Source organism: Variovorax sp. Sphag1AA (assembly GCF_014192575.1).
GTDB lineage: Bacteria > Pseudomonadota > Gammaproteobacteria > Burkholderiales > Burkholderiaceae_C > Variovorax.
Map to the genome: position 1 here is coordinate 503996 of NZ_JACHYC010000002.1, position 22416 is coordinate 526411.

Genomic DNA, 22416 nt, shown 5'->3' on the forward strand with positions numbered 1-22416 from the left:
CGTGCCCAGTGTCAGCGGGTGTCTATGTTTTCTCGGATTTGCGGAATCGTCGCGCGTAGGTCAAATACCGCCTTGCGGGTGCGTGGGGTCGACCCACAGCACCGATTCAGGCTTTTCGACAGGCTCGATGTCGAGGTTGATCGCGACCGCCTCGCCGTCGCTGCGGCACAGCACGCACTCGAGCGCCTCGGTCTCGCTGGCGTTGATTTCCTGGTGCGGCACGTAGGGCGGCACGTAGATGAAATCGCCGGGACCGGCTTCCGCCGTGTATTCGAGATGCTCGCCCCATCGCATGCGGGCGCGGCCCCGCACCACATAGATCACGGATTCGAGATGACCGTGATGGTGGGCGCCGGTCTTGGCATTCGCGTGGATGGTGACGGTGCCGGCCCAGAGCTTCTGGGCCCCGACGCGCGCGAAGTTGATCGCGGCTGCTCGGTTCATGCCCGGCGTCTGGGCGGTGTTGGTGTCGAGCTGGTTACCGGGGATGACGCGCACGCCGTCATGTTTCCAGGCGCCCTCGTCGTGCGCATGGCCATGATCGGCGTGGTCGTGGCTCATGTCAGGCGCTGGTGAGCATCTGCTGCAGCTCGCCGGATTCGTACATCTCCATCATGATGTCCGAACCGCCGACGAACTCGCCCTTCACATAGAGCTGGGGGATCGTTGGCCAGTTGCTGTATTCCTTGATGCCCTGGCGGATGGCATCGTCTTCCAGCACGTTGACGGTCTTCAGCGCCTTGGTGTCCACGCCGACGGCCTTGAGGATCTGGATCGCGCGACCGGAAAAGCCGCACATCGGAAAGCTGGCGTTGCCCTTCATGAAGAGCACAAGGTCGTTGGTCTTGACGAGATCGTCAATGCGTTGCTGGGCGTCGGACATGGGAGCTCTCCTGAAATTGGGCTGGGCGGATTATTTCACCGCGCGCCAGATCCCGCCGGAACATCTTGCGATGCCGGCGAGGTCGTCGCGGCTTTGGGATTCGGCGAAGCCGCGCTCCCGGAGCAGCTCCCGGACCGCCGCGCTCTGGTCGTAACCGTGTTCGAGCAGGAGCCATCCGCCATCCGCCAGGTGCGCCGGGGCGGCGTCGACGATGCGGCGGATGTCGTCGAGTCCGTCGTCGCCGGAGACGAGGGCACCCTGCGGTTCATGTTGCAGCGCCGCAAGATGGATGTCTTCGCGAGCGATGTACGGCGGGTTCGAGACGATCAGGTCATAGCCCGCGTCGGCGCCTGCGAGCCAGTCGGCCTGCTGGAAGCGCACCGGCAGGCCGAGCCGCTCTGCGTTGCCACGCGCGACGGCCAGTGCGTCGGCGCTGGCATCGACGGCGGTGACTTGCGCGTCCCGCCGCGCACGCTGGATGGCCAAGGCAATGGCGCCGCTGCCCGTGCCGAGATCGATCACGGTCGGCGCGTCGCGGCCTTCGAGGCATTGCAGCGCCCAGTCGACCAGCGTCTCGGTATCGGGGCGCGGCACCAGCACGCGGGGGTCGACCTGCAGGCCGAGTCCATGGAACTCCTTCTCGCCGAGCAGATAGGCCGTCGGCTCGCCGGCCTTCCGGCGGGCACAAAGGCTCGCGTAGTTGGGCCACACGGCGTCGTCGAGCGGGTCGGTGTCATGCACCAGCAGCCAGGCCCGATCGGTCGTTTGACGTCCGAGCACATGCAGCAAGAGCAGTTGGGCATCGAGCCTGTCGATGCCCATCGACGCTGCCGCGGACAGCATCGCAGCCGGCGTCGCGGGTGAAAGCGGATAGGTGGAGGTCACGCCGGCAGACTGGCTTCGAGCTCTGCAAGCTGCTCGGCTTCGCGGGCGGCTTGCAGTGCATCCAGCACTTCGCCGAGGTCGCCTTCCATGATGGTCAGCAGCTTGTAGAGCGTGAGATTGATCCGGTGGTCCGTGAGCCGGCCCTGCGGGAAGTTGTAGGTGCGGATGCGGTCGCTGCGGTCGCCGCTGCCGACGAGGCCCTTGCGCAGCGCGGCGTCCTTGGCGGCTTGCTCGCTGCGCTCCTTTTCCTGGATGCGCGCGGACAGCACCTGCAGGGCCTTCGCCTTGTTGCGGTGCTGGCTGCGATCGTCCTGGCACTCGGCCACGATGCCGGTCGGGATGTGCGTGATGCGCACCGCCGAATCGGTCTTGTTGATGTGCTGGCCGCCGGCGCCGCTCGCGCGGAAAGTGTCGATGCGCAGGTCGGCCGGATTGATCTGCACGGCCTGGGCTTCGTCCGGCTCGGCGAGCACCGCCACCGTGCAGGCGCTGGTGTGGATGCGGCCTTGCGTTTCGGTCGCCGGCACGCGCTGCACGCGATGGCCGCCCGATTCGAAGCGCAGGCGCCCGAAGACGTCGTCGCCCACGACGCGGATCACCACTTCCTTGTAGCCGCCGAGCTCGCTCTCGCTTTCGCTCACGATCTCGCAGCGCCAGCCCGCACGGTCGGCGTAACGGGTGTACATGCGCAGCAGGTCGCCCGCAAAGAGCGCAGACTCGTCGCCGCCCGTGCCTGCGCGGATTTCGAGGAAGGCATTGCGTGCGTCGTTCGGGTCCTTGGGCAGCAACAGGCGCTGGAGCTCGTCTTCGAGCTGCACCAGTTCCGCTTCGGCGCTCGTGATTTCTTCTTGCGCCATCTCGGCCATGTCGGGGTCTTCGAGCATCTCGCGCGCAGCGGCCAGATCGGATTCACGCTGCTTGTATCGGCTGTAGCGGCCGGCGATCTGGGTCACCTCCGCATGCTCGCGCGAGATGGTGCGGTACTGCGCCATGTCGGACATGATGTCTTCCCGCGAGAGCAGGAAGTCGAGTTCGCCGAGGCGTTGCGCAAAGCGCTCGAGCTGGTGACGCAAGAAGGATTTCACGTGAGTTCGGGGCGGATGGCGGAAGGGGTTGACCGCAAGCGGTGCGGCAACGACGAGGTCGGCGCACGGCGCCGGAAGCGACAGGCGTCGCTAACGCTCTTTGTTGCGCAGGTCGTTGCGCAGGAACAGGCGGGAGATCGTCTGCGCCGTGTGTTCGCGCGCGGTGGAATCGCCCGCGTGCAGTTCGGCCATCGCGCCATGGAGCATCTTCTGCGTGAGCCCGCGCGAGAGCGCCTCGAGCACCGCGTCGACGCTCTCACCCTTGGCGAGCAGTTTGCGCGCGCGCGCCAACTCGGTCGCGCGCCATTCGTCGGTCTGCGCATTGAGCTGGCGGATCAGCGGCACGGCGCCGCGCTGGTCGAGCCAGTGCATGAAGCTCTGCACGCCCGCGTCGATGATGACCTCGGCCTGCGCCACCGCGGCTTGGCGATTGGCTTGGCCCTGCTGCACGACCTGCGCGAGGTCGTCGACGGTGTAGAGGTAGATGTCTTCGAGCGCCTTGACCTCGGGTTCGATATCGCGCGGCACCGCGAGGTCGACCATGAACATCGGCCGGTGCTTGCGCAGCTTGAGCGCGCGCTCGACAGCGCCCAGGCCGATCAGCGGCAGCGTGCTTGCGGTACAGCTCACGACGATGTCGAACTCGGCGAGGCGCGCGGGCAGGTCGGCGAGCCGCATGGCTTCGCCGCCGAAGCGGGACGCCAGCTTTTCGCCGCGCTCCAGGGTGCGGTTGGCGATGACGATGGACTTGGGTTGCTTGGCCGCAAAGTGCGTCACGGCGAGGTCGATCATCTCGCCGGCGCCGACGAAAAGGACACGCGTGCGCTGGAGATCCTCGAAGAGCTGGCCGGCAAGGCGGACGGCAGCGGCGGCCATGCTGATGGAATGGGCGCCGATCTCGGTGGCGGTGCGGACTTCCTTCGCCACGGCGAAAGAGCGCTGGAAAAGCTGGTTCAGCGTGCTGCCGAGCGCTCCGGCGGTTTCGGCGGCACGGACAGCGTCCTTCATCTGGCCGAGGATCTGCGCCTCGCCGAGCACCATCGAATCCAGCCCGCTCGCGACGCGGAAAGCGTGGCGCGCAGCCTGGTCGTTGTGCAGGGTGTAGGCGTGCGAGCGGAGCAGGGCCGGCGAAACGCCGCCGCTCTGGGCCAGCCAGTCGACGGTGTGATCGAGTGCGAGATGTTCAGCCGCGCAGTAGATCTCGGTGCGGTTGCAGGTCGAGATGATGGCGGCTTCGACTTCCGGGTGCCGGCTGGAGCCGAACGAGTGGCGCAGGCTCTGCAGCGTGGGTGCGATCTGGTCGATGGCGAACGCAAAACGACCGCGCAGATCGAGCGGCGCGGTCGTGTGGTTCAAGCCCAAGGCCCAGACTGACATAGCCGCCGATTATAAAATCCGCCGCCCGCAGACGCTCCGGCATCCAAAAATGGCCGTTGCGGGACGAATCGAATGGCCCCGCTGGACTTTCTCAACCACCTCCTCAATTTCATCGCGCCGGCGTTCGCCGTCGGTTTCCTATGCGCGCTGCTCGGCCGGGTGGGCCAGCGGCCGGCCGGCAAAAGGCTCGCCTGGTGGGCGCAGGGCGCGGTCAACTTTGTCGTCGGCGTGGTAGTTCTGGCGGCTGGCCTGTTCTTCTTCGGCCAGGATGGCCGGATGGCCACCTACGCCGCGCTGGTGGTCGCGTGCGGCACCAGCCAATGGATCGTTTCCGGCGGCTGGCGCCGCTAGCAGGCTACGCAGTGGTGCCGGGGAGGATTCCCGGCGCAGGTGCCGCGACGGCCGGTGGCGGAACTGGCGCCCCGGTGGGTGACGGGAATCCCGGATAGGCCGCCATCGGCAGATCGGCTTCGCGCAGGCCGTCGAGGATCGAGAACAGCACATCGCTGCGGATCGAACCTGCGACGCGCGGGCTCTGCACATAGGCCACTGCCTGGAAGATCAGGAATCCGACCTCCACCCCTTCCAGCGTGACGCTCGGGGCAGGGGTCGACAGCACGCCGGGATGATTGCCGAACGCGGCCAGGATCACGTCCCGCGCCCGCGACGCATTGGTGGTCAGCGGCATCGGCAACCGGATCAGCACGCGGCCCTCGGCGTTCGACAGCGTCATGTTGCGCACGGTCTTGGTGATGAACTCCGAGTTCGGCACGATCATCGTCGAGCGGTCGCCCAGCTGGATTTCGGTGGCCCGCACGTTGATGCGGCGGATGTCGCCCTCGGCATTGCCCAGCACCACCCAGTCGCCGACCTTGACCGGCCGCTCCGCCAGCAGGATCAGGCCCGAGATGAAGTTCTGCACGATCGCCTGCAGGCCGAAGCCGATACCGACGGACAGCGCGCTCGCCACCCATGCAATCCGCTCGATGCCGATGCCCAGCGCCGAGAGCGTGAACGCAATCACCGTGATCCCGCCGACGTAGCCGAGCAGCGTGGTGATCGAACTCTGCATGCCCGGTTCGAGGGCGGTGGTCGGCAGGAAACGGCTGTCCAGCCAGTTCTTGAGGATGCGCAGGGCGATGAAGCCGGCGACCAGCACGGCCACTGCGCTGAAGATGGCGCCCGGCACGAGCTGGATCTCGCCCACCTTCACGCCGGAGCCGAACTTGCCGCTGCGCTGGAACACTTCGCCCGGGCTCGTGCCCAGCGGCGTCGCGAGCGCGATGAGCATGTAGAAGAACAGTGCCACCCGGCTCAGGCCCGACAGCGCGACCGCCGCCTGGTCCAGCGTCCGCGTCGCGAGCCCGAAGCTGGCCTGCAGCCGCTGCCCGAAGCTGCTGTGCGACGAGACCACCGCCATGAACAGGTCGTCCGCGAACTTGAACAGCACGTAGAACGCGGCCAGCACGATGCACGACCAGTTGAGCTGGCTCGCGAGAAAGCTCCCCATCGCCACGTAGCCCGTCGCTACGAGGATCCAGATCAGGATGAGGATGAGCGCGATCAGGCCGAGCAGCATGCCGACCCAGAGCGGTCGCTCCGCTTCCTCGGCCGCCGGCGGCGCGGCGGCGTTGGCGTTTGCTGCTGTCTCGGCTGGCGCCGCGTCGCGCGGGCCGCGCAGCCGCAACAGCATCGCGCCGATCATGCCGGTGAGTGCCAGCGCGGTGACGACGTGCGCGGCCACCACCGCCGCGAAGCTGGCATCCACCACCGCATTGACCTGCGTCGGCAGCCAGACCAGCGTTGCAATCAGCGCCATCAGCCACGGGAAGGGCGCGAGCCGCGCCGCCATCGCGTCGGGGATCGGCGGAAGCCGCCAGGACGGCCGGCCGTTGGACAGCAGCGCGCGCCCGAGGCCGACCACGAAGGCGATGAAGATGCCCGACTGCACCATGGCTTGCCCGAGTTTCCGGGTCTGCTCACCCCAGAGGCCGTGGAGGTCGAAGGTCGTGTACACCGCCTGCGCGGCCAGTCCGACGAGGAGCACGTTGGCGGTCACGATGGCGATCACGAGCAGCGACCGCCGCAACCGGCCTGCCGGCAGTACGCGCGCCGCGAGCTGCGTCAGGATGCGTTCGGCCAGCCAGTTGCCCGGCAGCGCGATCAGCAGGGCGAAGATCAGGCTGAAGATCACCGCCGGCGCGTGCTCGGGCTGTCTGGCGACCTCGACGCTGGATCCGATTTCCGCACCGAGCGCTTGCAGCCGATCCACGTCGCCGGACCAGGCGTCCGCGAGATCGCCCCAGAATTCGCGCCCCAGCGGCGAGGCGGCGCGCTCCGTGAGCTGCGCCTCGAACATCGCGCGGCGCTTGGCGAGCAGGTCGCTGGCGCGTTGCTGGGCATCGACCATGACGAGCCGCGCGAGCCGGATGTCCGCATCGACGGTGTTGCGTTCCTTGGTCAGCGTGGCGCGCCGCTTCGTGATGTCGGGCGTCTCGGCCGCAGCGCCGCCGGCCGGGGCAGGCCCGAGTTCTCCGAGCCGCGCGTTGAGGTCGTTGAGCTCGCTGGTGCGCGAGGCAATGAATTTCTCGGTGGTGGCGGTGAGGGCGTTGATCTGCGCGACGAGCGCGCTCACGTCTTCCGAGCTCTCGACCGTCTTCGGCATCTTTTCGAGCTCGGTGCGCAGCGCGGCGATCGTGGGCGCGACCTGCTCGGAGTCGGCCTGCGCAAACGAGGCGCAGCAAAACATGGCGGCCAGCAGCAGGGCCGCGAGGCGTGGGAACCAGCTCATGACTTCATCATAGAAGGCATCCGCCGGCCGCCGAAGCTGCTAGCCGGCGGGGCTGAACCGGTCGACCCGGTCCGTGATGATGCCGTCCGTGCCGAGCGCGATGAGGCGTTCGGCGGCCCATTCGTCGTTGACGGTGTAGCTCAGGGCGCGCAGGCCTGCGGCGTGCACCTTGGCCACTGTTTCTGCATCCCACAGCGCGTAGTTGCAGACGATCGCCTTGCAGTCAAGTTGCAGGGCGGTGTCGAGCCAGCCATCCCAAAGGGTGTCGAGCAGCAGGCCGCGCGGCAACTCGGGCTGCGTCGCCATCGCGCCGCGCAGAGAGTCGGGCTGGAAGGAAGTCAGCAGCGGGGGCGGAAGTGTCGAGTCGGTCCATAGTCGCGCCGCATGCTGCGCGACGACCTCGCCGGTCTTGAGTTCGAGCCCAGGGGTCGGCTTGATCTCGATGTTGAGGGCGTGGCGGTTGGCCAGGCAGAAACGGATCAGGCCCTCGAGAGTCGCAAGCGGCTCGCCGGCATAGCGGCGCGAATGCCAGCCGCCGGCATCGAGCTGCGACAGCGCGGACCACGGCTGGTCGCCGGCCACGCCGCGTCCGCTGCTCGTGCGTTCGAGCGTGGCGTCGTGCAGCAGGAAGGGCACACCGTCTGCGCTCAGCTTGGCATCGCACTCGAACATGCGAAAGCCGTATTCGGCGCCGAGACGGAAGGCTGCCAGTGTGTTTTCGGGCGCCAGCTTGCCGGCGCCGCGGTGCGCGACCCAGCGCGGATAGGGCCAATCGGCAGATGGCTTGCCGATGGTCATGTCGTGCGCTTGCCGGACCCGGCGTCAAACCAGTGCAGTTTGTCGGGCCGCGCCGCGATGCGCATTGTGTCGCCCGGCACGGCTACTTGCTGGCTCTCGTCCACGCGCATGACGAGCTGCTCTTCGCCGATGCGCCCGTAGATCAGCCGCTCGGCCCCAAGGAGTTCGACCTGTTCCACCTGCACCGACCACCCGTTCGGGTCGAGCATCAGGTGCTCTGGGCGAATGCCGAGGATCGTGCCCGGCCGGACGCCCGGCGCGTGCTTGAGCAGGTTCATCGGCGGCGAGCCGATGAAGCTGGCCACGAAGGTGGTCGCGGGTCGCGAGTACACCTCTTCCGGCGTCGCGAACTGGTCCATCACGCCGCCGTTCATCACGATGATGCGCTGCGCGAGCGTCATGGCTTCCACCTGGTCGTGCGTCACGAAGAGCGACGTGATGCCCAGCTCGCGATGCAGCTTCTGGATTTCCAGGCGGGTTTGTGCGCGCAGCTTGGCGTCCAGGTTCGACAGGGGTTCGTCGAACAGGAAGACCTTCGGCTGCCGCACGATCGCGCGGCCCATCGCCACGCGCTGGCGCTGGCCGCCGGAAAGCTGGCGTGGCTTGCGGTCGAGCAGGTGGCCGAGTTCGAGGATCTTCGCGGCCTTGTCCACACGGACCTTGATCTCGGAGGACGGCACCTTGGCAATCTTCAGGCCGTAGGCCATGTTGTCGAACACCGACATGTGGGGGTAGAGCGCGTAGTTCTGGAACACCATCGCGATGTCCCGCTCGGCCGGCTCGAGGTTGTTCACCACGCGGTCGCCGATGAGGATGTCGCCGACGCTGATCTCTTCCAGCCCCGCCACCATGCGCAGCAACGTGGACTTGCCGCACCCGGAAGGCCCGACGATGACGATGAATTCGTGGTCCGCGATCTCGGCGCTGACCCCGTGGATGACCTGGTTCGCCTTCGGCCCGTGGCCGTAGCGCTTGATGACGTTGCGAATCGAAAGGGATGCCATGTTCTGATCTGTTTCTTCGGTTCAGGCGGGGGTCACTTCTCAGTGTCGACGAGGCCCTTGACGAACCACTTTTGCATGAAGACCACCACCAGCGCGGGCGGCAGCATGGCGAGCAATGCCGTCGCCATCACGATGTTCCATTCGTTCTGGCTGTCGCCGCCGCCGATCATGCGTCGGATGCCGATCACGATCGGGTACATGTCCTCGCCTGTGGCCGCGAGCAGCGGCCACAGGTACTGGTTCCAGCCGTAGATGAACTGGATGACGAAGAGCGCTGCGATCGAGGTCTTCGACAACGGGACAAGCACGTCCCAGAAGAAACGCATCGGCCCGGCACCGTCCATGCGGGCGGCTTCGATGAGCTCGTCAGGAACTGTGAGGAAGAACTGCCGGAACAGGAAGGTCGCCGTCGCCGAGGCGATCAATGGAATGGTCAGGCCCGCGTAGCTGTTGAGCATGCCCAAATTCGAGACCACCTGGTAGGTCGGCCCGATCCGCACTTCAACCGGCAGCATCAGCGTGATGAAGATCGCCCAGAAGCACAGGCTCCTAAGGGGAAAGCGGAAGTACACCACCGCGAAGGCCGAGAGCAGCGAGATCGCGATCTTGCCGAAGGTGATGCCCAGCGCCATCACCAGGCTCACGAACATCATGCGCGCGACGGGTGCCGTGGAGCCCGCGCCCGAGCCCCCGGCGCGGCCAAGAAGCGCGGTCTTGTAGGACTCCCAGAAATGCCCGCCGGGCAGCAGCGGCATCGGTCGCTGGACGATTTCCTGCGCGGTGTGGGTCGAGGCGACGAAGGCCAGGTAGATCGGGAAGGCGACGATGAGCACGCCGAGGATCGCGACGGCGTGCGCCAGGATACCGAGGGAAGGATTGCGTTCGACCATTTCAGTAGTTCACCTTCTTCTCGACATAGCGGAACTGCAGGACCGTGAGCACGATGACGACAGCCATCAGCACCACCGACTGCGCGGCCGAGCCGCCGAGGTCCATGGCCTTGAAGCCGTCGTGATAGACCTTGTAGACCAGGATGCGCGTCGCCGTGCCGGGGCCGCCCTGTGTGGCAGCGTCGACGATCGCGAAGGTCTCGAAGAAGGCATAGACGACGTTCATCACCAGCAGGAAGAACGTGGTGGGCGACAGCAGCGGGAACTGAACCGTCCAGAAACGCCGCCAGGGTTTCGCGCCGTCGATGGCGGCGGCCTCGATCAGCGACTTAGGAATGGATTGCAGGCCCGCAAGGAAGAACAGGAAGTTGTAGGAGATCTGCTTCCAGACGGCGGCCATCACGATCAGCGCCATGGCGTGCGATCCGTTGAGCAGGTGGTTCCAGTCGAAGCCCAACTTGCCGAGCCCGTACGAGACCACGCCGAGCGACGGCGAGAACATGAAGACCCAAAGCACCGCCGCCACGACGGGCGCGACGGCGTAGGGCAGGATCAGCAGCGTCTTGTAGATCATCGCGCCGCGCACGATGCGGTCGACGAAAACCGCGAGCAGCAGCGACAGCGAGATGCCGATGCCTGCGACCAGGATCGAGAAGAGAGCCGTGGTCTCGAAGGACTCGATATAGCCCGGATCGTTGAACAGCTCGCGGAAATTCTGTAGGCCCACCCATTCGGTCGAAGAGCCGAAGGCGTCCTGCACCTGCATCGACTGCAGGAGCGCCTGCACGGCGGGCCAGAAGAAGAACACGCCGATGACGATCAACTGTGGCGCGAGCAGCGCCCAAGGCAGCCAGCCCGAGCGAAAGACAACGCGTTTTTCCATGAATCCCTCAAAAAGAAACCCCGCCGGTCGCCCAGCGGGGCTGCGAGTCTACCTGTGCCCAAGTCGCCAAAATCTTCGGCAGGCACCCTCCCCGCTTGGCGGGGAGGGCAGGGTGGGGTGCCATCCTGTGCCCAAAGGGCTGCAAGGGCGCAGCCCTTGTCAGCCCTTATTTGCCTTCTGGAAGCGCTCCAGTTGCTCGTTGCCGCGGTTCACGATGGCGTCGAGGGCCTCTTTCGGGGTCTTCTTGCCGTTCCAGACCTGTTCGAGTTCCTCGTCCTCGATGGTCCGGATCTGCACGTAGTTGCCCAGGCGGACGCCGCGGCTCTTGTCCGTCACCTTGCGGATCATCTGCGTCACGGCGACGTCGGTGCCGGGGTTCTGCTTGTAGAAGCCCGACTCTTCGGTGAGCTGGTAAGCCGCAGTGGTGATTGGCAGGTAGCCGGTGCGCTTGTGGCTGGCCGATTGCACCGCTGGCGTCGAGATGAACTTGAAGAACTCGGCCACGCCCTTGTATTCCTCAGGCTTCTTGCCTGCCATCACCCAGAGGCTGGCGCCGCCGATCACGGTGTTCTGTGGTGCACCCGGCACGTCGGGGTAGTAGGGCAGTGGTGCGACCGCATAGGCGAACTTCGCGTTCTTGGCGACGTTGCCGTAGAAGCCGGACGAAGTATTGATCATGGCGCACTCGCCGGAGACGAACGACGCCTCTGGGATGTTGGAGCGGCCCTTGTAGACGAACAGACCCTGCTTGGCCATGTTCGCGAGGTTCTCGATATGGCGCACGTGCAGCGGCGAGTTCACCTTCAGACGGGCGTCCATGCCCTGCAGGCCGTTGCTCTTGGTCGCGAACTCGACGTTGTGCCAGGCAGAGAAGCTCTCCAGCTGCGTCCAGTTCTGCCATGCGGTGGTGAACGGGCACTTGTGGCCGCTGGCCTTCAGCTTGGCCGCGGCGGCGACCACTTCAGGCCACGTCGAAGGCGCCTTGTTCGGGTCCAGGCCGGCGGCCTTGAACGCGTCCTTGTTGTAGTAGAAGACTGTGGTCGAGCTGTTGAACGGGAAGCTCAGCATCTGGCCGTTGGGGGCCGTGTAGTAGGCGGCCACGGCGGGGATGTACACGCTCGGGTCGAACTTCTGACCTGCGTCCTGCATGACCTTGGCTACGGGCACGATGGCGCCCTTGCTCGCCATCATCGTTGCAGTGCCCACTTCGAAGACTTGCAGGATATGCGGTGCGTTGCCGGCACGGAAGGCTGCGATCGCGGCGGTCATCGACTCGTCGTACTGGCCCTTGAAGACGGGGACCACCTTGTATTCCTTCTGGCTCTCGTTGAACTGCCTGGCCAGATCGTTGACCCATTCGTTGTTGACGGCGGTCATGGAATGCCACCATTGGATTTCGGTCTGTGCCAGCGCGGATGTTGAAATCGTTGCGGCGAGCACCGAGGCCATGGCGAGCGTTTTGAATCGCATGAAGACTCCTGAAGGGAAAAAGAAAGCGCGGATGCTAGGCCGTGCTTATGACACGGTCGCGTCACAATTTTTGACAAGTCCCGGAGTGTGCACCAAGGGGGGAAACCCTTTTGGGGCGCAACAGCCATGACGCCTGCATGCTGCAGCGCACCATGCTAGGATCGCCCTCCCTTTTTTTGGCTCTGCTGGCTCTGCCTCATGGCTCTTGGCGCTTGGGTTCTGGGCTGGCCTTCCTCGACGCGCATGAGCAAGACTTCCCTCGACAAAAGCAAGATCAGGTTCCTCCTGCTCGAAGGCATCCATCCTTCGGCGGTCGAGGTGCTCAAGGCCGCTGGCTATACCAACGTTGAAACCGTGTCGGGCGCCTTGCCGGACGCCGAACTCAAGGCCCGCGTCACCGACGTGCACTTCCTCGGCATCCGGTCGCGCACGCAGTTGACTCCCGAAGTGTTTGCCGCCGCCCAGAAGCTGGTGGCGGTCGGGGCCTTCTGCATCGGCACGAATCAGATCGATCTCGATGCGGCGCGCGAGCATGGCGTCGTCGTCTTCAACGCACCTTTCTCCAACACCCGCTCCGTGGCCGAACTGGTGCTGGCCGAAGCCATCCTGCTCCTGCGCGGCGTGCCCGAGAAGAGCGCCGTCGCGCACCGCGGCGGCTGGCTCAAGTCCGCAGACAACGCCTTCGAGATCCGGGGCAAGACGCTGGGCATCGTGGGCTACGGCTCGATCGGCGCGCAGTTGTCGGTGCTGGCCGAGGCGCTGGGCATGCAGGTCGCGTTCTTCGACGTGGTGACCAAGCTGCCGCTGGGCAATGCGCGGCAGGTGAGGGACCTGAACGAACTGCTCTCGCAGAGCGACATCGTGAGCCTGCACGTCCCCGAGACGCAGGCCACGCAGTGGATGATCGGCGCCGCCGAGATCGCCGCGATGAAACCCGGGGCGATTCTGATCAACGCCTCGCGCGGCACAGTCGTCGAGATCGAGCCGTTGGCCGTGGCCCTCAAGGAAAAGAAGCTGCTGGGCGCCGCGATCGACGTCTTCCCGGTCGAGCCGCGGACCAACAAGGATGAGTTCCAGTCGCCGCTGCGTGGGCTCGACAACGTGATCCTTACGCCGCATATCGGCGGCTCGACCATGGAGGCGCAGGCCAACATCGGTCTCGAAGTGGCCGAAAAACTGGTCAAGTACAGCGACAACGGCACCTCGACCTCGTCGGTCAACTTCCCCGAAGTGGCGTTGCCGGCGCATCCGGGCAAGCACCGGCTGCTGCACATCCACCGCAACGTGCCCGGGGTGCTGTCGGAGATCAACCGGATCTTTTCCGACAACAACATCAACATCGCTTCGCAGTACCTGCAGACCAATGAAAAGGTCGGCTACGTCGTGACCGACATCGATGCCGCCTCTTCGGACCTCGCGCTCGAGAAGCTCGCCAAGGTGCCTGGAACCATCCGCAGCCGAGTGCTGTTCTGACCCGCCTGCAAGGCCCTTTAGGGCTGCCTTAAAATCCATGCCCCTGGTTCAGGGGCGCGCAGCGCCCGACCGAGGCCGACTCCCCGATGAATGCTCCGACCGCGTTGACGGCGTTGTTGTCGCAGGCCGCAGAGCCCGCGCGATTGCGTGAGATCCCATACAACTACACCAGCTTCTCCGATCGCGAGATCGTGATCCGCCTGCTCGGCGAACGGGGCTGGGAGTTGCTGCAAACCCTCCGATCCGAGCGCCGCACCGGCCGCTCGGCCCGCATGCTCTACGAGGTGCTGGGCGACATCTGGGTGGTGCAGCGAAACCCCTATCTGGTCGATGACCTGCTGGACAACCCGCGCCGGCGAGGCCAGCTGGTGGACGCGCTCAACCACCGCCTCTCCGAGGTGCAGAAGCGCCGCACGCCAGACAGCGACCCACAGCGCGATGTGCTGGTGGGTGAGCTGGTCGGTCTCGTCGCCAAGGCCATCGCCGCCTTCGACACCATGTTCCGCGACGTCGCGGCCCTGCGGCGCAAGGCGACGCGCACGCTGCGCCGGCTGACAGCCAAGGACAACATCAAGTTCGACGCGCTTTCACGCGTGTCGCACGTGACCGATGCGACCGACTGGCGGGTCGAATACCCCTTCGTGGTGCTCACGCCCGATACCGAGGTCGAGATGGCGGGTCTCGTCAAGGGCTGTATCGAGCTCGGCCTGACCATCATTCCGCGTGGCGGCGGCACCGGCTACACCGGCGGCGCCATTCCACTGACATGGAACAGCGTGGTCATCAATACCGAGAAGCTCGAGGCGATGACCGAGGTCGAAATGATCTCGCTGCCCGGCATCGAAGCACCGGTGCCGACGATCTGGACCGAAGCCGGCGTGGTCACCCAGCGGGTGGCCGATGCGGCCGAGCGCGCGGGCTTCGTCTTTGCGGTCGACCCCACCTCCGCAGAAGCCTCGTGCGTCGGCGGCAACGTCGCGATGAACGCGGGCGGCAAGAAGGCCGTGCTGTGGGGTACGGCGCTCGACAACCTCGCCTCGTGGCGCATGGTGACACCGCAGGCCGAATGGCTCGAAGTCACGCGTATCGGCCATAACCTCGGCAAGATCCACGACGCCGAAAGCGCGGTCTTCGAGCTGCAGTACTTCGCGGCCGACGGCAAGACCGCGCTGCGCACCGAGCGGCTGGAGATCCCCGGCAAGACCTTCCGCAAGGAAGGCCTCGGCAAGGACGTGACCGACAAGTTCCTCTCGGGCCTCCCGGGCATCCAGAAGGAAGGCTGCGACGGCCTGATCACCAGCGCGCGCTGGGTGGTGCACCGCATGCCGGCGCATACGCGGACTGTCTGTCTCGAATTCTTCGGCAACGCCAAGGACGCGGTGCCCAGCATCGTCGAGATCAAGGACTTCATGTTCGCCGAGCAGAAGCGCTCCGGCGTTCTGCTGGCGGGGCTGGAGCACCTGGACGACCGCTACCTCAAGGCTGTCGGGTACGCGACCAAGTCAAAGCGCCATGGCGGCGGCCTGCCGAAGATGGTGCTCTTCGGCGACATCGCCGGCGACGACGCCGATGCGGTGGCGCGTGTCACCTCCGAAGTCGTGCGCATTGCCAATTCGCGGAGCGGCGAAGGCTTCATCGCGATCAGCCCCGAGGCGCGCAAGAAGTTCTGGCTCGACCGCAAGCGCACCGCGGCGATCAGCCGGCACACCAACGCCTTCAAGATCAACGAAGACGTCGTGATCCCGCTGCCGCGCATGGCCGAGTACACGGACGGCATCGAGCGCATCAACATCGAGCTGTCGCTGCGCAACAAGATTGCGCTCGCCGACGAGCTTGAAGCGTTCCTCGCGCGCGGCAACCTGCCGCTGGGCAAGAGCGACGACGCGAACGACATCCCCACCGCCGAGTTGCTGGAAGACCGCGTGGCGCAGGCCGTTGCGCTGGTGGCTGAGGTGCGTGCGCTGTGGCAGGGTTGGCTCGACAACGTCGACACGCTGTTCCCGCAGTTGCAGGACCATTCGTTGCGCGCAAGCTGGAAGACGCAGATTCGCGAGCCGCTGGCATCGATCTTCACAGGGGCGGAGTTCGCGCCGATCCTGGCCGAATGCAGCGCCATCCACAAGCGCGTCCTGAAGGGCCGCGTGTGGGTCGCGCTGCACATGCATGCCGGCGACGGCAACGTGCACACGAACATCCCCGTCAACAGCGACAACTACGAGATGCTGCAGACGGCGCATGAGGCGGTCGCGCGCATCATGGTGCTGGCGCGCAGCCTCGATGGCGTGATTTCCGGCGAGCACGGCATCGGCATCACCAAGCTCGAATTCCTGAGCGAAGACGAGCTACAACCATTCGCGGACTACAAGCGGCGCGTGGATCCGGAAGGCCGCTTCAACAAGGGCAAGCTGCTCCGCGACAACGCGGGCTTCATGCAAGGCGGACGTACGCTGCACGCCGATCTGACCAACGCCTACACGCCGAGCTTCGGCCTGATGGGACACGAGTCGATCATCATGCAGCAGAGCGACATCGGCGCGATCGCCGACAGCGTCAAGGACTGCCTGCGCTGCGGCAAGTGCAAGCCCGTGTGCGCGACGCATGTGCCGCGTGCCAATTTGCTCTATTCGCCACGCAACAAGATCCTTGCGACATCGCTGCTGGTCGAGGCCTTCCTCTACGAAGAGCAGACGCGGCGCGGCGTGAGCATCAAGCACTGGGAAGAGTTCGAGGACGTGGCCGATCACTGCACGGTCTGCCACAAGTGCCTGACGCCTTGCCCGGTGAAGATCGACTTCGGCGACGTGTCGATGAACATGCGCAACCTGCTGCGCAAGATGGGCCAGAAGTCCTTCCGGCCCGGCAACGCGGCCGCGATGTTCTTCCTCAACGCCACGAACCCGCAGACCATCAAGGCGATGCGCACCGGCATGGTCGACATCGGCTTCAAGGCGCAGCGCCTCGCGAACGACGTGCTGCGTGGTCTCGCGAAGAAGCAGACCTCCGCGCCGCCAGCCACCTTGGGGCCGGCGCCGATCAAGGAGCAGGTGATCCACTTCATCAACAAGAAGATGCCTGGTGGACTGCCCAAGAAGACGGCGCGTGCGTTGCTCGACATCGAGGATGCCGACTACGTGCCGATCATCCGCGACCCGAAGGCGACCACGCCCGATACGGAGGCGGTGTTCTACTTCCCGGGCTGCGGCTCGGAGCGGCTCTTCTCGCAGGTCGGTCTCGCCACGCAGGCGATGCTGTGGCATGCCGGCGTGCAGACGGTGTTGCCGCCGGGCTACCTGTGCTGCGGCTACCCGCAGCGCGGCAGCGGGCAGTTCGACAAGGCCGAGAAGATGATCACCGACAACCGGGTGCTCTTCCATCGCGTGGCCAACACGCTGAACTACCTCGACATCAAGACCGTGGTGGTGAGCTGCGGCACCTGCTACGACCAGCTTCAGGGCTACCAGTTCGACAAGATCTTCCCGGGCTGCCGCATCGTCGACATCCACGAATACTTGCTCGAGAAGGGCATCACCCTGGGCGATGCGGGCGGCGGAGGCTACCTCTATCACGACCCCTGCCATACGCCGATGAAGCTGCAGGAGCCGATGAAGACGGTGAAGGCACTGGTCGGCGACAACGTGCTCAAGAGCGACCGCTGCTGCGGCGAATCGGGCACGCTCGGCGTGACGCGCCCCGACATCTCGACCCAGATCCGCTTCCGCAAGGAAGAAGAGCTGCAGAAGGGCGAGTCGGCGTTGCGTGCGTCCGGCAAGGTCGCACCCGAAGGCAACGTCAAGATCCTGACCAGCTGCCCGAGCTGCCTGCAGGGCCTGAGCCGCTACGGCAACGACCTGAACAACGGCCTGCTCGAAGCCGACTACATCGTCGTCGAGATGGCCAACAAGATCCTCGGCGAGAGCTGGATGCCCGACTACGTCGCCGCGGCGAACCAGGGCGGTATCGAGCGCGTGCTGGTGTGACGATGAAGCGCGTCGAGGGTTGCCCACTGTGCGACGAGACCGGAGGTCGGCTGGTCCATGACGCCGCGAAGTTCCGCGTGATCCATGCGGCAGAAGCGGGCTTTCCCGCCTTCTATCGTGTGGTGTGGAAGGAGCATGTCGCCGAGTGGTCCGATCTCTCTTCCGCGGATCGCAGCCTGTGCATGGAGGCCGTCGCGATCGTGGAGCAGTGCCTGCGCGATGCGCTGGCGCCGGCCAAGATCAATCTCGCGGCGCTCGGGAACATGGTTCCGCATCTTCATTGGCATGTGATTGCGCGCTTCGACTGGGACACGCGCTTTCCCGCGCCGGTGTGGGCGCCCGCGCAACGCGAGCGCGATGCCGCGCGCGAAGCCGCCGTCGAGGCTGCTCTGCCGGCGGTTGAACGCGACATGGTCCAGCGTCTTTCGAGCAGGAGCTTCTGATGGCAGGTTTGCAGGCCGGCGCACCGACGCCGCAATCGATCACCGTGCACAGCCTCTCGCGTGTGTTGGAGATCGGCTTTTCCGACGGCGCGGTCTTCAAGATTCCCTTCGAGCTGATGCGCATCTATTCGCCCTCGGCGGAAGTGCAGGGCCATGGCCCGGGGCAGGAGATCCTCCAGACGGGCAAGCGCAACGTCGAGCTGGTGGACCTCCAGCCCGTCGGCAACTACGCGGTGCAGCCCTCATTCAGCGACGGCCACAACACCGGCATCTTCTCGTGGGACCTGCTGTACGACCTCGGTGCCCGGCAGGATGAGCTGTGGGCCGAGTACGAGAAGCGCCTTGCCGCGGCCGGTGTCGATCGCGATGCACCGATGCCCGAGAAGGGCGGACACGCCTGCGGCAGCCATTGAGAGAGTGAGAAATGCCCGGTGTCCCTACGGGGTCGTCGGCGCGGAGTGAACGCTTCCGGCCTAACATCGGAGGCATGAGTACCACCCATTTCGGATTCGAATCGGTCGAAGAGAGCGACAAGGCACGGCGCGTGCGCGGCGTGTTCGACTCGGTTGCCTCGCGCTACGACCTCATGAACGACCTCATGTCCATGGGCCTTCACAGGGCATGGAAGGCCTACACCATCATGGTGGCGAACGTAGGCGAAGGCTCGAAGGTGCTCGACATTGCAGGCGGCACGGGCGACCTCGCCCTGGCCTTTGCCAAGAAGGTCGGCGCCACTGGCCAGGTGGTCCATACCGACATCAACGAGGCGATGCTGCGCACCGGTCGTGACCGTCTGCTGGATGCGGGCGTCGTGCTGCCCACGATGGTCTGCGACGCCGAGAAGCTGCCTTTTCCCGACAACCACTTCGACGTCGTCACCGTCGCGTTCGGCCTGCGCAACATGACCCACAAGGACGCTGCACTGAAGGAGATGAACCGTGTGCTGAAGCCGCACGGCAAGCTCCTGGTGCTGGAGTTCTCGAAGGTCGCCAAGCCGCTGCAGAAAGCCTACGACTGGTATTCCTTCAGCGTACTGCCGCGCCTCGGCAAGGTGGTCGCGGGCGACGATGCCAGCTATCGCTACCTCGCCGAGTCGATCCGCATGCATCCCAGCCAGGACGAACTCAAGACCCTCATGAAGGAGGGCGGTTTCGGGCATGTGGACTATCACAACATGACTGGCGGCGTGGTTGCGCTGCATGTTGGAATCAAGTGTTGAACCTGAGTTGTTTGTTTGCCGTAGAGGAGACGTCATGAAGAATTTGTGGTCCGTCATGCTGGTGTGTGCACTGGCCGTCGTGAGCATTGATGCCGACGCCGCACGCATGGGTGGCGGCAAGTCGTTCGGCAAGCAGTCGAGCAATGTGACCCAGCGTCAGGCGACGCCTCCGCCTGCGACGCCCGCGCAGCCCGGCGCGCCGGCCCAGAACGCCAACAATGCCGCCGCCAAGCCCGCACCGACCACGCCTCAGACTGCGCCCGCCACGCCGAAGCGCCAGTGGGGCGGCATCCTAGGCGGCCTCGCAGCGGGCCTCGGTCTCGCATGGCTTGCACATTCGCTCGGTCTCGGCGCCGGGTTCGGCAATGTTCTGTTGATCATCCTGCTGGCATTGGCTGCGGTGGCCGTGTGGCGCATCTTCGCCTCGCGTTCGCGCGGCGCGGCGGCGCCCCGTGCCGGCGGCTTCGCATTCCAGGGTGCGGGCAGTCCGGCCGACGCGACAGCGCCCACGCAATACAGCCCCAAGAACGTCGGCAACGATGCTTCGGCCCGTCCATGGGAGCGCAATCAGCTGGCTTTCGATCCGACCCCGGTGAAGCAGCTCGATCATCCGGCCGGTTCGTCCATGGCGGGCGCGGCAGCTGCCGGCGGCAGCATGATCGGTTCGGCCCTTGTTGGATCGCAGTCCTGGGGCATCCCCGCAGGCTTCGACGCCGACGGGTTCCTCACCGCCGCGAAGCGCAACTTTGTCACCCTGCAGGATGCCTGGGACCGCGCCGACATTGGCACGTTGCGCTCGATGATGACCGACGAGATGGTCGGCGAGATCCGCCAGCAACTGGCCGAGCGTGAGAGCCACACCGGAGGCCAGCCGAACAAGACGGAGGTCGTGATGCTCGACGCGAAGCTGCTGGGCATCGAGGAACTGCCGGACGCCTACCTGGCGAGCGTCGAGTTCTCCGGAATGATCCGCGAGGATGTCTCGGCTGGCCCGAGTCCGTTCCGCGAAGTCTGGAACATGACCAAGCCGACCAACGGCGGTGGATGGTTGGTGGCAGGCGTTCAAGCGCTGCAGTAAGCCTTTTCCGTGGGCTGCGAGCCCGATAATGGGGACATGGTTACACCATCGTCCCCTTTTTCGTTTCTAGACGACCTGTTCAATCGCGTCGGCAGTCGTATGCAGCCGCCGGATTGGGCAATCCGCGAAATCCAGCAGCGGACCGTGCTCTTCCTCAACCACGTGCTGCAACAGGAGCCCGAGGCCCAGCAACGGCTGGTGCGCCAGCAGGGCAGGGTGGCGCTGTTCCAGTGGCGCTTCGTCACGATGAAGTTCGTCGCGACGCCCGCCGGCCTGCTGGACCTCGCGCCGGAAGGCGCTGAGCCCGAACTCACCCTGAGCGTCACGGAAGAATCTCCCTTCGGTCTTGCCCGCGCGGCGTTCACCGGCGAGAAGCCAGCAGTGCGCATTGAAGGCGACGTGCAATTGGCGGCGGAGGTCAACTGGCTCGTCGACCATGTGCGCTGGGACGTCGAGGACGATCTCGCCCGCCTGATCGGCGACGTGCCTGCGCACACGATCGCGACCGGCGCGCGCCGGGTGGTGGACGCACTGCGCCGCTTTGTCGGTGAGCGTTCCGGCAAGGCCGGCGGCTCCGCGGGCGCCGAATGAGGCGCATCTATCGCGGCATCTTCATCGTCTGGGTCGCGCTTCGCTACGGCCTCGACGAACTCGTTCTCACGAGCTTCCAGAAGCCCTGGCTGCGCGCCGTGGCTCGAATCGTCTCGTTCGGCCGCAAACTCGATGCCCCGCGCGGCCAGCGTCTGCGCGAAGCCCTGGAGCGCCTTGGCCCCATCTTCGTCAAGTTCGGCCAAGTGCTGTCGACTCGCCGCGACCTGCTACCGCCGGACATCGCGGACGAGCTTGCATGGCTGCAGGACCGGGTACCGCCGTTCCCGTCGAAGGTGGCCATCGCCACCATCGAGCGCGCCTTCCGGCGGCCGGTTGGCGAGGTCTTTGTCGAGTTCGATGAGACGCCGGTAGCAAGCGCGTCGATTGCCCAGGTGCATTTCGCGACCTTGCGCGCGCCCGACGGGTCCGTGCGCGAAGTCGCGGTCAAGGTTCTACGTCCGGGCATGCGCGATGTCATCGAGAAGGACCTTGGACTCATGGCCGTGATGGCCGGTTGGGTCGAGAACCTCTCCGCCGACGGCAAGCGGCTGAAGCCGCGCGAGGTGGTCGCCGAGTTCGACAAATACCTGCACGATGAACTCGACCTCGTGCGCGAGGCGGCCAATGCGGCCCAGCTTCGCCGCAACATGGACAAGCTCAACCTGGTGCTGATCCCGGAGATGTTCTGGGACTTCTGCCACCCCGAAGTCATCGTGATGGAGCGCATGAAGGGCGTGCCGATCGCGCAACTCGACCGCCTGCGCGCGGCCGGTGTCGACATCCCGAAGCTTGCGAGAGACGGCGTCACGATCTTCTTCACGCAGGTCTTCCGGGACGGCTTCTTCCATGCCGACATGCACCCGGGCAACATCCAGGTGAGCCTGGAGCCCGAGAGCTTCGGCCGTTATGTGTCGCTGGACTTCGGGATCATCGGCACGCTGACCGAGTCCGACAAGGAATACCTCGCGCAGAACTTCGTGGCGTTCTTCCGCCGCGACTACAAGCGCGTGGCAGAGCTCCATCTGGAAAGCGGCTGGGTGCCGGTGGGCACGCGCATCGATGAACTCGAGGCGGCGATTCGCACGGTCTGCGAGCCGTATTTCGACCGGCCGCTCAAGGAGATCTCCCTGGGCATGGTGCTGATGCGGCTGTTCCAGACCTCGCGCCGCTTCCATGTCGAGATCCAGCCGCAGCTCGTGCTGCTGCAGAAGACCCTGCTCAATATCGAGGGGTTGGGGCGGCAACTCGACCCCGAGCTGGACCTCTGGAACACCGCCAAGCCGTTCCTTGAAAAGTGGATGAGCGAGCAGATCGGCCCGCGCAAGCTGTTTGAACAATTGCGCGCCGAAGCGCCACGGTACGCAAAACTCCTGCCCCAGCTGCCGCGCCTGATGCACGATTTCCTGGAGAATCGCCCCGCCGACCACCGGCGGGAACTGCTGGAACTCCTGGCCGCCCAAAAGCGGACCAACCGCCTCCTGCAAGCGATCATCTACGGTGGCATAGGTTTTGTATTGGGATTGCTCGCGATGCAGGTGCTGGTGCGCGTGCGTCTTTTCTGACTTGGAG

20 protein-coding genes are annotated in these 22416 nt (G+C 65.5%); 9 read left to right on the forward strand and 11 right to left on the reverse strand.

The annotated features are described in order from the left end of the window. Positions 1 to 60: 60 nt before the first annotated feature. The 5 genes from FHW64_RS08890 to hemA all read right to left on the reverse strand — a co-directional run bounded on the left by FHW64_RS08890 (position 61) and on the right by hemA (position 4230). Positions 61 to 561 (reverse strand): cupin domain-containing protein, encoded by a 501-nt coding sequence (locus FHW64_RS08890; RefSeq protein WP_184525161.1) that lies wholly within the window; start codon positions 559 to 561, stop codon positions 61 to 63. 1 nt (position 562) lies between these two features. Further along, entirely contained in the window at positions 563 to 883 is a 321-nt protein-coding gene (grxD, locus tag FHW64_RS08895) for a Grx4 family monothiol glutaredoxin (RefSeq protein ID WP_184525163.1), read from the reverse strand. A 30-nt stretch (positions 884 to 913) separates the two neighbouring features. Further along, positions 914 to 1726 carry a peptide chain release factor N(5)-glutamine methyltransferase gene (gene prmC, locus FHW64_RS08900; protein ID WP_184526282.1) on the reverse strand — a complete coding sequence of 271 codons (813 nt, stop codon included), beginning with the start codon at positions 1724 to 1726 and terminating at the stop codon, positions 914 to 916. 38 nt (positions 1727 to 1764) lie between these two features. Beyond that, positions 1765 to 2853: a peptide chain release factor 1 gene (gene prfA, locus FHW64_RS08905; protein ID WP_184525164.1), complete on the reverse strand. Its 1089-nt coding sequence runs from the start codon at positions 2851 to 2853 to the stop codon at positions 1765 to 1767. A 90-nt stretch (positions 2854 to 2943) separates the two neighbouring features. Next, positions 2944 to 4230: a glutamyl-tRNA reductase gene (gene hemA / locus FHW64_RS08910; RefSeq protein WP_184525166.1), complete on the reverse strand. Its 1287-nt coding sequence runs from the start codon at positions 4228 to 4230 to the stop codon at positions 2944 to 2946. 72 nt (positions 4231 to 4302) lie between these two features. Between hemA and FHW64_RS08915 the strand changes: the two genes are divergently transcribed. After that, positions 4303 to 4581 (forward strand): hypothetical protein, encoded by a 279-nt coding sequence (locus FHW64_RS08915; RefSeq protein ID WP_184525168.1) that lies wholly within the window; start codon positions 4303 to 4305, stop codon positions 4579 to 4581. 4 nt (positions 4582 to 4585) lie between these two features. Here FHW64_RS08915 and FHW64_RS08920 read toward each other — a convergent pair whose 3' ends face one another. The 6 genes from FHW64_RS08920 to ugpB form a co-directional block, all read right to left on the reverse strand. Further along, positions 4586 to 7021 (reverse strand): DUF3772 domain-containing protein, encoded by a 2436-nt coding sequence (locus tag FHW64_RS08920; protein ID WP_184525170.1) that lies wholly within the window; start codon positions 7019 to 7021, stop codon positions 4586 to 4588. 39 nt (positions 7022 to 7060) lie between these two features. Then, positions 7061 to 7819 (reverse strand): glycerophosphodiester phosphodiesterase, encoded by a 759-nt coding sequence (gene ugpQ, locus FHW64_RS08925; protein ID WP_184525172.1) that lies wholly within the window; start codon positions 7817 to 7819, stop codon positions 7061 to 7063. Continuing rightward, positions 7816 to 8823 carry a sn-glycerol-3-phosphate import ATP-binding protein UgpC gene (locus FHW64_RS08930; protein ID WP_184525174.1) on the reverse strand — a complete coding sequence of 336 codons (1008 nt, stop codon included), beginning with the start codon at positions 8821 to 8823 and terminating at the stop codon, positions 7816 to 7818. The genes ugpQ and FHW64_RS08930 overlap by 4 nt, the downstream gene beginning before the upstream one ends. A gap of 32 nt (positions 8824 to 8855) precedes the next feature. After that, complete coding sequence (gene ugpE, locus FHW64_RS08935) at positions 8856 to 9713, reverse strand: sn-glycerol-3-phosphate ABC transporter permease UgpE (RefSeq protein ID WP_184525176.1); 858 nt, start codon at positions 9711 to 9713, stop codon at positions 8856 to 8858. 1 nt (position 9714) lies between these two features. Continuing rightward, positions 9715 to 10596 (reverse strand): sn-glycerol-3-phosphate ABC transporter permease UgpA, encoded by an 882-nt coding sequence (gene ugpA / locus FHW64_RS08940; RefSeq protein WP_184525178.1) that lies wholly within the window; start codon positions 10594 to 10596, stop codon positions 9715 to 9717. 159 nt (positions 10597 to 10755) lie between these two features. Continuing rightward, positions 10756 to 12066, reverse strand: coding sequence for a sn-glycerol-3-phosphate ABC transporter substrate-binding protein UgpB (gene ugpB, locus FHW64_RS08945; RefSeq protein WP_184525180.1), 1311 nt, complete (start codon positions 12064 to 12066; stop codon positions 10756 to 10758). A gap of 243 nt (positions 12067 to 12309) precedes the next feature. Here ugpB and serA point away from each other — a divergent pair, with 243 nt between their 5' ends. The 8 genes from serA to ubiB all read left to right on the forward strand — a co-directional run bounded on the left by serA (position 12310) and on the right by ubiB (position 22409). Beyond that, positions 12310 to 13539, forward strand: a complete 1230-nt coding sequence (gene serA, locus FHW64_RS08950; protein ID WP_184525182.1) for a phosphoglycerate dehydrogenase — start codon at positions 12310 to 12312, stop codon at positions 13537 to 13539. Between the two features lie 86 nt (positions 13540 to 13625). Continuing rightward, complete coding sequence (locus FHW64_RS08955) at positions 13626 to 17516, forward strand: FAD/FMN-binding oxidoreductase (RefSeq protein ID WP_184525184.1); 3891 nt, start codon at positions 13626 to 13628, stop codon at positions 17514 to 17516. Between the two features lie 2 nt (positions 17517 to 17518). Further along, entirely contained in the window at positions 17519 to 17959 is a 441-nt protein-coding gene (locus FHW64_RS08960; protein WP_184525186.1) for an HIT family protein, read from the forward strand. Next, entirely contained in the window at positions 17959 to 18372 is a 414-nt protein-coding gene (locus tag FHW64_RS08965) for a gamma-butyrobetaine hydroxylase-like domain-containing protein (RefSeq protein WP_184525188.1), read from the forward strand. The genes FHW64_RS08960 and FHW64_RS08965 overlap by 1 nt, the downstream gene beginning before the upstream one ends. Before the next feature lie 74 nt (positions 18373 to 18446). Next, the gene (gene ubiE, locus FHW64_RS08970; RefSeq protein ID WP_184525190.1) at positions 18447 to 19178 is read left to right on the forward strand and encodes a bifunctional demethylmenaquinone methyltransferase/2-methoxy-6-polyprenyl-1,4-benzoquinol methylase UbiE; all 732 of its coding nucleotides are present in this window, start codon (positions 18447 to 18449) and stop codon (positions 19176 to 19178) included. A 34-nt stretch (positions 19179 to 19212) separates the two neighbouring features. Further along, the gene (locus tag FHW64_RS08975) at positions 19213 to 20256 is read left to right on the forward strand and encodes a Tim44 domain-containing protein (RefSeq protein WP_184525192.1); all 1044 of its coding nucleotides are present in this window, start codon (positions 19213 to 19215) and stop codon (positions 20254 to 20256) included. 36 nt (positions 20257 to 20292) lie between these two features. Continuing rightward, positions 20293 to 20847 carry an SCP2 domain-containing protein gene (locus tag FHW64_RS08980; protein WP_184525194.1) on the forward strand — a complete coding sequence of 185 codons (555 nt, stop codon included), beginning with the start codon at positions 20293 to 20295 and terminating at the stop codon, positions 20845 to 20847. Beyond that, on the forward strand, positions 20844 to 22409 hold the full coding sequence (gene ubiB, locus FHW64_RS08985; RefSeq protein ID WP_184525196.1) for a ubiquinone biosynthesis regulatory protein kinase UbiB: 1566 nt from the start codon (positions 20844 to 20846) through the stop codon (positions 22407 to 22409). Before FHW64_RS08980 ends, ubiB begins: the two co-directional genes overlap by 4 nt. Positions 22410 to 22416: the final 7 nt, after the last annotated feature.